The organism is Ruminococcus sp. (assembly GCF_017650195.1).
Classification (GTDB): Bacteria; Bacillota; Clostridia; order Oscillospirales; family Ruminococcaceae; genus Ruminococcus.
The window spans coordinates 23,606-32,353 of sequence record NZ_JAGCFH010000327.1 but is presented as its reverse complement, the minus strand read 5'-3'; the positions used below and the strand labels follow the sequence as shown (position 1 = coordinate 32,353).

Annotated in this window: 10 protein-coding genes; 1 reads left to right on the top strand and 9 read right to left on the bottom strand. The window is 46.9% G+C overall.

Annotated features, from left to right (window positions below):
- Positions 1-32: 32 nt before the first annotated feature.
- The 5 genes from queC to J6U00_RS14910 form a co-directional block, all read right to left on the bottom strand.
- Positions 33-722, bottom strand: a complete 690-nt coding sequence (gene queC, locus J6U00_RS14930; RefSeq protein ID WP_296583209.1) for a 7-cyano-7-deazaguanine synthase QueC — start codon at positions 720-722, stop codon at positions 33-35.
- A 15-nt stretch (positions 723-737) separates the two neighbouring features.
- Positions 738-1,292 (bottom strand): GTP cyclohydrolase I, encoded by a 555-nt coding sequence (folE, locus tag J6U00_RS14925; protein ID WP_296583207.1) that lies wholly within the window; start codon positions 1,290-1,292, stop codon positions 738-740.
- Between the two features lie 11 nt (positions 1,293-1,303).
- Positions 1,304-1,966 carry a putative 7-carboxy-7-deazaguanine synthase QueE gene (gene queE, locus J6U00_RS14920; RefSeq protein ID WP_296583204.1) on the bottom strand — a complete coding sequence of 221 codons (663 nt, stop codon included), beginning with the start codon at positions 1,964-1,966 and terminating at the stop codon, positions 1,304-1,306.
- Positions 1,963-2,388: a 6-carboxytetrahydropterin synthase QueD gene (gene queD / locus J6U00_RS14915; protein ID WP_296583202.1), complete on the bottom strand. Its 426-nt coding sequence runs from the start codon at positions 2,386-2,388 to the stop codon at positions 1,963-1,965. Before queD ends, queE begins: the two co-directional genes overlap by 4 nt.
- A 196-nt stretch (positions 2,389-2,584) precedes the next feature.
- Positions 2,585-2,854: an acylphosphatase gene (locus J6U00_RS14910; RefSeq protein ID WP_296583200.1), complete on the bottom strand. Its 270-nt coding sequence runs from the start codon at positions 2,852-2,854 to the stop codon at positions 2,585-2,587.
- A gap of 224 nt (positions 2,855-3,078) precedes the next feature.
- Here J6U00_RS14910 and J6U00_RS14905 point away from each other — a divergent pair, with 224 nt between their 5' ends.
- Positions 3,079-4,170 carry a TraB/GumN family protein gene (locus tag J6U00_RS14905; RefSeq protein WP_296583198.1) on the top strand — a complete coding sequence of 364 codons (1,092 nt, stop codon included), beginning with the start codon at positions 3,079-3,081 and terminating at the stop codon, positions 4,168-4,170.
- A 149-nt stretch (positions 4,171-4,319) separates the two neighbouring features.
- On the opposite strand, the gene fba is transcribed toward J6U00_RS14905, so the two are convergent.
- From fba to J6U00_RS14885, 4 genes are all read right to left on the bottom strand, one after another.
- The gene (gene fba / locus J6U00_RS14900) at positions 4,320-5,183 is read right to left on the bottom strand and encodes a class II fructose-1,6-bisphosphate aldolase (protein ID WP_296583196.1); all 864 of its coding nucleotides are present in this window, start codon (positions 5,181-5,183) and stop codon (positions 4,320-4,322) included.
- 276 nt (positions 5,184-5,459) lie between these two features.
- Positions 5,460-6,815, bottom strand: a complete 1,356-nt coding sequence (gene murD / locus J6U00_RS14895) for a UDP-N-acetylmuramoyl-L-alanine--D-glutamate ligase (RefSeq protein WP_296583194.1) — start codon at positions 6,813-6,815, stop codon at positions 5,460-5,462.
- On the bottom strand, positions 6,812-8,194 hold the full coding sequence (locus J6U00_RS14890) for a hypothetical protein (protein ID WP_296583191.1): 1,383 nt from the start codon (positions 8,192-8,194) through the stop codon (positions 6,812-6,814). Before J6U00_RS14890 ends, murD begins: the two co-directional genes overlap by 4 nt.
- A 32-nt stretch (positions 8,195-8,226) precedes the next feature.
- Positions 8,227-8,604 carry a metal-dependent transcriptional regulator gene (locus J6U00_RS14885; protein WP_296583190.1) on the bottom strand — a complete coding sequence of 126 codons (378 nt, stop codon included), beginning with the start codon at positions 8,602-8,604 and terminating at the stop codon, positions 8,227-8,229.
- Positions 8,605-8,748: the final 144 nt, after the last annotated feature.

Below are 8,748 nucleotides of genomic sequence, written 5' to 3'. Positions count from 1 at the left end.
TCCCTTTTTCATTTTCATTTCTTCCTGTCATATTATACTCCTTTCGCAAGTGCAGGGTCTGCAACACCGTTAGCCTCAAAGGCAGCTGCTCTGTCTATGCAAGTTCCACACTTCCCGCAGGGGCTGCAGCCGCCCTCATAGCAGCTCCATGGGAGCGCATATGGCACGTTGAGTTCCTGTCCTTTTTTCACTACCTGAGCCTTTGTAAGTCCAATAAATGGTGCTTCAACTCTAAGCTGACAACCGCTTCCAAGGTATATCGCACGATTTATTGCATCGTTGAAGTCGCTGCTGCAATCGGGATAGGCGTTGCCTGCCGCGTCGTCGCTGTGGGCTCCGTAGTATATCACCTCACAGCCGTGAGACAGAGCTATACTTGCAGCCGATGACAGGAAAAGACCGTTCCTGAACGGCACATAAGTCGATACGGGAGCTCCGCCTGTTTCCCTGAGCTGCTCTGAGTATGACTCCATAGGTATCTCCTTATCGGAGCCTGCAAGGAGAGAGCAGTCAGAATCCGCAAAAATAAGAGCAAGATCAAGTTTTTTTAACTGTACTCCGTAGTGAGCAGCTATTTTTTCCGCAGCTTCAAGCTCCTTGCTGTGCTTCTGACCGTAAAATACTGACAGCGCAAGTACCTCCTCCGCGCCGTACTTCTTAACGGCTATGCCGAGACAGGTGGTACTGTCAACGCCACCGCTGAATAAAACCAGTGCTTTCATAGTATTCTCCTCTTATCAATCAAGCAGTTTTCTGAGCTCAGGGTCGTTCCTAAACTCGCCCAGCCATGTCTTTGTTATCGTTTGGGCGGAAGCGTTCCTTATGCCTCGTGCAGTCATGCAGCTGTGACACCCCTTTATAACCACTCCCACGTCGGGAGAGCCTGATGCTTCCGAGATTATCTCAGCGATATCGCTTCCCAGTCTTTCCTGTAGCTGCAAGCGTTTTGCAGCCATATCACATATTCTTGCTATCTTGCTGAGACCGAGCACTCTCCCCTTCGGGATGTAAGCCACATCTACAGTCATATCGTACATGAGCGCTATATGGTGCTCGCAGTAGCTGAAAACAGTTATATCCTTCATAACCACGGCGGTGCTGTCATCGGCAGCTTCAAAAGTCTTGCCAAACATCTGTGCTATATCGTGGTTTGAGTAGGCTATGCCCTCAAAGACCTCTTCCATCATTCGCGCAACGCGCTGAGGAGTTTCGCGCAGTCCCTCACGCTCAGGGTCCTCGCCGAGGGCTTCAAGAATCCCTCTTATATGCATTTCAATAGCCTTAGTATCCATACATTCTCCTTTCAGACGCCACGCTTTTCCGGATCCCAGATAAACTTGTGGAGCTGTAGTTGCAACCTTACTCCATTAAGGCGCTCCCTAAGTATGAAGTCAACTATATCCGCCGGCTCTATCCTGCCGAAAACAGGGCTGATATACACCCTGCACCTGTTTATAAGGTCATACTCTTTTATAATAACAGCAGCCTTTTCAAGGTCGCGAAGACTTCCTGAAACGAACTTGACCGTATCGCTGCCGGTGATGTATCTATAGTTATCGGTGAGCATACTGCCTTCCATACCGCTGTCTGGCAACTTATAGTCGAGAGTAAAGGAGGGACGGAGCTGTCTTTCCGCAAGCTCCCCAATGAGTATGCTACCGTTGGTTTCTATCTCCACGCAGTGTCCGGACTTTATAAGCATATCGGTCAGCCTGCCTATATCAGGCTGCAATAGAGGTTCTCCCCCTGTTAGAGTAACATTCGTTATACTTGTTGAAGCCGCATACGCCACTATCTCTTCAGCCGTGAGGAGTTCTGCCTCAGCATCGGCACTGTTAGCCCATTTTGTATCGCAGTAGGTACAGTTAAGGTTACAGCCTCTGAAACGGATAAATATCGCCAGTTCTCCTGCTTTCTGTCCTTCTCCGTTGATGCTTGTAAATTTTTCAGCTACCGGGTACTTCATGGCGTTTCCTCATATACCGCGCAGTTTTCGGGAGTTTCATATACCGTCACACTGCTTACCGGCAGTCCCTGGAAACTGAGCTGTGAGTAAAAGTACTCTGCGAACCTCTCCGCCGTGGGACGAAATGGTACGGCTATAAGCCTGAAATTCTCATTATTCAGAGCAGCTACAGTCTCATCCTTTAGTGAGCCCTCCTCATATATGAAAGCATGGTCGAAGCTGTCTGCAAGAGTACGTACAGCGCTTTTTATATCGCCGAAATCTATGAGCATACCGCGCTTTGTACCGTCATTTACAAGTTCTACGCCTGAAAATTCAGCTTCTATCCTCCAGCGGTGACCATGTATATTGGCACATTTTCCCTCATATCCTGCAAGGAAATGAGCACTATCAAAAGTGGCTGAGGTCTTTAATCTGTACATATCATCACTCCGAACAAAAAAGCACCTGCCTTGGCAGATGCATCCATACATAATTGTGATACCGCGCAGAAAGCCGCAGTATACTGGATGCCCTGGTTTTTTTTAACGACAGGATGGCGCAAACGAACTGTCGGGGCTGTACCCGTGAATTATTATATCAGAAGTGCCGGACTTTGTCAAGCGATTTCACATACTCTCATACAATTTCAAATACATGACTGCCCTGCACAGGAATATACTCAGAAATGATATCGTCTATGCTTCCCCATATATGCCCTTTCAGCACATCTATCATATCATTTATATCATTCTCTGTGCCCTCGGCTTCCATTTCCACCGAGCCGTCGTCAAGATTGCGCACCCAGCCTGTTATACCGTATCTCTGAGCGGTATGGGAAGCTCTCCAGCGAAATCCTACTCCCTGTATATATCCGTAAAAAATAAAATGTCTGCGTACCCTTTCCATAAACGACCTCTCGAATCATCGCTCTCAGCGAGCTTAAAATAACATATTTTCATTATATACCCAAATACCGGAAAGGTCAAGTTTTTATACGCTTTTTATACGAATTCTTGCAGAAACTGCGCAAAAATACAGTCATACCTGTATAATTATTTTTCTATTCGTTGACAACCGTTTTTTTCAGTAGTATAATAAACTATATTTTGTAATGAAAGGACAAAAGCAAAATGAAAAAAATGAATATCGCTGCTTTCATCATGGCTCTTGCCATGTCCGTTACAGCAACATCATGCGCAAAGTCAAACACAAACGATAATTCCAGTGACACATCTAAAGAAACAACAACAGAATCTGCAACAGAAACTACCGTTGCCGATCCTACAGAAGCTACAACAGAGGACGCCTCGGAGGACGCTACAGCTAATCCCTACGGCACTACAGCCGATATAGAAAGCTATATCAAGACCACCGACATCAATCCTCCCCTCTGGAAGGTTACCGATCCCGAAAGCGGAAATACTATCTATCTCCTTGGAACAATGCACGTTCTTCCCGAAAAGGCAAGCGACTACTCAGAGCAACTCATGGACATCTATAAAAACTGCGACTCCATAGCAGTTGAGTACGATACAGTAGCTCTTATGGATGACGCATCGGCTATGCTCGAATTCCAGCAGGGCTTCCTCTACACTGACGGTACTACAATAAAGGATCATATCTCGGAGGAGACCTACAAGCAGCTGACAGACTACTTTGAGTCAATGGGCGGCTACAGCGCAATGTACGACCAGTTCAATACCGGCTTCTTCATCAATCAGCTCAATTCCGTTATGCTCCTCAAACTTGAAAACCTCAAGACCGAGGGTACTGACACATACTTCATGAATCTCGCCAAGGACGACAACAAGGAAGTTATCAGCATTGAAACTCTCGACACTCAGATAAAGGCTCTTTCCGCATACTCCGACGACTATGCAGAATACACTCTCAAGGAATCCCTTGACAGCATGAACGATATAGACGAGTATGCCGAGGAGATTGGCGAACTCTACGAGCTCTGGGCAAACGGCAGCGGCGAGATACTCTTCGACATGACGGAGGATATCGACGATCTTCCTGAGGACCTCACAGACGATTACGAGGATTACAAGAAGCTCTTGCTCGACGACCGCAACAAGGGCATGGCTGACAAGGCAGAGGAGCTTCTTAAGGAAGGCAAGAACTGCCTCTTCATGGTAGGCGCTCTCCACTACTCAGAAGATGTAGGAGTAGATAACCTCCTTGAAGCAAAGGGCTATACAGTAGAAAAGATAGCTTGATCGGTCCTGCGACCAATTGAATATATACCTCGCTAAAACGGTCTGTCACAATGGCAGACCGTTTTTATACTGCCGTCTCCGTAAGCCGGAACGATAAAAAAGCCTGAGTACATTGTACTCAGGCATAATTATTATGTAATGTAAGCCAATCAAGCCTTGTTTACGCTGCCGAAAAGCTCCATCTTTTCCTTAACCTTAGCCTTGATTGCATCAACGCCGGGTGCGAGGAGCTTTCTTGGGTCGAAGCCCTTGCCCTGCTTGTCCTTGCCTGCCTCAACATAGCCTCTTACAGCCTCAGCAAATACGAGCTGGCACTCTGTATTTACGTTGATCTTTGCTACGCCAAGAGAGATAGCCTTTGTTATCATATCGTCAGGGATACCTGTACCGCCGTGAAGAACGAGGGGCATCTCGCCTACAGCCTTGTTTACAGCCTCAAGAGTCTCAAAGCTGAGTCCCTCCCAGTTTGCAGGATATACACCGTGAATATTACCGATACCTGCTGCAAGGAAGTCAACGCCAAGATCAGCGATCATCTTGCACTCAGCAGGATCTGCACACTCGCCTCTGCCGATAACGCCGTCCTCTTCGCCTCCGATAGCACCTACCTCAGCCTCGATAGATAGGCCGAGATTATGTGAAGCGTTTACAAGCTCTGTTGTCTTTGCAACATTCTCAGCAATCGGGAAGTGTGAGCCGTCGAACATGATAGATGTGAAACCAGCCTTAATGCACTTGTAGCAAGCCTCATAAGAGCCGTGGTCAAGGTGAAGTGCAACAGGTACTGTGATACCGAGAGACTTGTCCATAGCTGCTACCATATCAGCAACTGTATTGAAGCCGCACATATACTTGCCTGCACCCTCTGATACGCCGAGGATAACGGGAGAATTGCACTCCTGAGCAGTTTGAAGGATTGCCTTAGTCCACTCAAGGTTATTGATATTGAACTGACCTACTGCGTATTTGCCTGCTCTTGCTTTCTTGAGCATTTCTGTAGCTGAAGTTAACATAAAAATAATTCCTCCTGAGAATTCATTTACGGGGGGATATGACCCCATCGTTAATATTATATCATAGCTTGCTCTGAATTGCAAGAGTTAATTATAAATTTAGCAATAATAGACCAGTAGGGGCGGATATAATCCGCCCCTGCATTGGTTTCATGTTGTTTAGTGCGTAATCTGCAGACTGTCAAAGGCAACCCCTACAGCGCGTTCATGTTACATTATTCGTAAGGCACGGGCGCACGGAATGCGCCATTACAATTCCGCATTACTAATTACGCATTACGCATTGGAAGACAGCCTTGCCACGAGGGCTTTGAAGGCGTCGCCGCGCTCCTCGAAGTTTTTGAATATACCGTAGCTTGCAGCCGCAGGAGACATAACACAGCTCATGCCCTCAGGAGTTATCTCCGCAGCAAGCTCCACAGCCTCTGCAAGATGTTCTGCATAGTGTACGCGCTCCTTGTCCCGGAAAGAGCCACCTGCCTGTATCATGTCGTAGACGCGCTTTCCCGAAGCCTCCATGCAGATAACTCTTACGTCAAAGTCCCCAAGGAAGTCCACAAGGGGCTGATAGTCTATGCCTCTGTCCATGCCGCCTATGAGTATGGTACCGACCTCCGGAACGCTCTGCAGTGCGGATATCGCCGTAGCACAGGCAGTTGAGATAGAATCGTCATACCAGCGTATACCTCTCACCGTATCCACGAATTCAAGGCGGTGAGCAAGAGGGTCGAAGCTACACAGAGCTCTTGTGAAGTCCTCCTCCTCAACAAGGTCCTTGCAGACGTCCCACGCAATGGCTATATTGTAGTGATTGTGAGTTCCGAGGAGCCTGATATCACTGACAGGTATCTCGTACTCCTCATCGTCGGAATCGTAAACGATACCGTCCTCAACGAAAACATCTGCCGCCTTACAGGTATTGGAGACAGTTACCGCGATAGATGGTATATCGTCTGTTCTTATATCGTAATTGCACCACAGCACGTCGCAGACGTCCTGATGCAGGTAGATGTTCTTCTTTGCGCTGTAGTAGTTTTCCATAGAGCCGTAGTGGTCGAGGTGCTCCTCGTAGAGATTTAGGAATATGGCAGACCTCGGCGATACCGTCATATATTCCAGCTGGTGGCAGGAGAGCTCGCACACTACTACTGTATCGTCCTTCATGCCCTCGGCTATGTCGAACACGGGTATGCCGATATTTCCGGCGATACGGCAGTCAACTCCGCTTTCACGGAGAACATGGTATATGAGCGAGGTGACGGTGCTCTTGCCCTTGGTGCCGGTTATACCGATTATCTGCTCACGGTATACCTCAAAGAACACCTGTGTTTCACAGGTCACCATGCATTTAAGCTCAGAGAGGCTCTTTTCGAGAACTATTCCCGGACTTTTGAAGACTATATCGAAGCGGTCAAGGCAGTCTTGATAGCCCTCTCCGCAGACGAGCTCAACGCTTTCAGGCAGCCCGTTCGCTTCACGGTCAACGGGATTCAGGTCGGCTATGGCTACAGACTTGGGAGAGCAGTACTTCTCCAGTATCTTGTATGTGGACTTTCCCTCTCGTCCGAAGCCGAGTATGCAGACAGTCTTTCCCTCGGTGTACTTATTTATATATTCGCAGAATTTGTTCAAAGCAGACGCTCCATTTCCTTAGTCAGTATAGTCTTGAATTCAGCCGGCAGAAGGTTCTGCTCATTAAAGGAACCGCAGCACTCCGCGTTGAGAGCGCTGATATGCTCTGGGTGATAGAGTCCGCGTTTTTTATATTCCTCAAACAGGAGCGGCAGCTCTGCTCCCTCCTCCTCGAGCCTGCGTATCGAAAGTGATACAGCTAAATTCACCTCGTCTATGCTTCCCACGCACTCAAACGGCTTATGCTCTGACTGACCGATGAGCTCAATGAAGTATTCCATCATTTTATCATCGTTCAGCATATCCTTACTGAATATCTTTTTAAGCTCCCCAAGGCTGAGGAAGGGCGATAGTATAAGACATATGAAAAGGCATTTAGGGCACTCTCCGCACCATATATCGGGAGAGACCTTACTTCCAAGGTTGCAGCTTCTAAATACCGGGAGGTATTTCCGGAAGGATACGAACATCTTTGCTATCTGGAATTCCGCAAGAGGACGCAGGAAGCTGAAATAATACTGTCCCGTGCGAAGATACTTCTCCTCATATTCATGGAAGTCCTTTTCAAACTCAAAGCTCTTTGAGTACTGATGATTTACGTCCTGTCCGGCAACAGTGCTCTCGTTAGCGCTGGATTCGTTTGAAAGGACGATATATTTCAGACCGTTAAGGTAAGCAGTTATCTCAGCAGAAAAAGCAACTATCGCCGAAAACGGTGTATGACCGTTTATGAAGCCCTTATCGTTTAGGGCTATAAGAGCGCGGTCAAAATGCCTGTGAGATATAATGAGAGCTTCCTCGGGAAGCCCAGCTGTAGTCACAGTATCTGTTATGGAACGGCGCTTGTTTATGGAATAGCAGATACACTTCTTCCCAGCCCTGAGAAGGAGCTCCAGTGTAAGAGCCGAATCTTTTCCGCCGCCTATAGGAACAAGGCACCCCTCTGGACTGCGGAAGGTCTCGCTGAAGGAGCTGTCATAATGCCCTGTTGGAACTATTCTTACAAAGGTATCAGGATCAGCTGCTATGCCATTCACGAAGAAAAGCTCTCCAAGTCCCATATACCAGAGCTTCTTCCACCACGCTATTTGTTCCTCATTGAGTTCTCCGCATAAGACCCGGAATTCCGGCGAGCATACTGCTTTCCAGTAACTAACTGCCTCAGCCATTCCGAGAGAAAAAGCAAGCCTCTGAAAATTCAAGTCTCCGTCTATTGAAAAGTTCTCAGGTTTGCGGAAACTCCAGCTTGGGCGAAACTCCGCAAGCCCAGGTATCGAAAATTCATAGCCTATCTCCACGCTGTCGTGGGTCTCGTTCACATAATACGCTTTATATACAAAAACGGGATGTTTTTCCCTTAGTTCTTCAAATTTTCCCATTTAGTTCCTCCGAAAAAGAGCAGCTTGTCAGATTATTTGCTGTTAGAAATTTTCTTATAATGAGACTTTATACAGTTAAATGTCTCATCGGAGATATCGTGCTCCACCATGCAGGCGTCCTCAGCAGCCACATCGCGGCTCACACCAAGGTGTATGAAAAAATCAGTCAGCACGGTATGACGGTCATATATCCGCTCCGCAACGATACTGCCAGCGTCAGTAAGTCTTATGTGATTATCGTCGTCAACAGTAACAAGCCCTTCGTCCTTCATCTTTTTCAGGATTATAGAGACCGTGGGTCTTGAATATCCAAGATAGGAACATATATCTATTGCATGAACATCGGGCTGCTTCTGTGATAATATGAGTATAGTTTCAAGATAATTTTCAACTGCTTCAGTAATAGCCATTTTGATTCTCCTTTGCAAATAAGTAATTATTTCCGAACACATCATATACGTATATATAGTATATTATATCATAAAACAGTAAAGAATACAACACTTATTTTCAAGGGCAAAATAACATTTTTGTTATTTTAAATTAGCCAAACC